This is a genomic window from Mesorhizobium sp. M8A.F.Ca.ET.161.01.1.1 (assembly GCF_004792105.1).
GTDB lineage: Bacteria > Pseudomonadota > Alphaproteobacteria > Rhizobiales > Rhizobiaceae > Mesorhizobium.
Genome location: NZ_SRTD01000222.1, coordinates 1 through 347, shown reverse-complemented (window position 1 = coordinate 347; position 347 = coordinate 1). Strand labels below are relative to the sequence as shown.

The 347-nt window shown below is 64.0% G+C and carries 1 protein-coding gene and 1 pseudogene; both read left to right on the top strand.

Features of this window, described 5'->3' with window-relative positions; all coding sequences use genetic code 11:
• Window positions 1-189 (top strand): annotated as a pseudogene (locus tag EN804_RS35430) (shikimate dehydrogenase); the annotation flags it as partial.
• Window positions 186-347 (top strand): type II 3-dehydroquinate dehydratase (locus EN804_RS35425; RefSeq protein ID WP_135922360.1); only part of this gene is annotated, 162 nt, incomplete at its 3' end. The pseudogene EN804_RS35430 and the gene EN804_RS35425, both read left to right, overlap by 4 nt.

The window sequence follows — 347 nt, the reverse complement described above, 5'->3', positions numbered from 1 at the left end:
GTCTACATGCCGCTCGTGACCGAGTTGCTGGCGACGGCGGCGAAAAAGGGCTGTCGCACCCTGCCCGGCGGCGGCATGACGGTGTTTCAGGCCGTTGGCGCATTCCGCCTCTTCTGCGGCCGCGAGCCGGACGCTGCGCGCATGACCGCACATTTCACCGAGCTGTGCATGGCGGAGGGGGTGGCATGAGTCTTTTCACCATCCTCAACGGCCCGAACCTCAATCTGCTCGGCCAGCGCCAGCCGGAAATCTACGGCTATGAAACGCTCGCTGACATCGAGTCCCGTTGCCGCGGGATCGCAGAAACCGCCGGCCACGAACTGTTTTTTGCCCAGAGCAACCGGGAA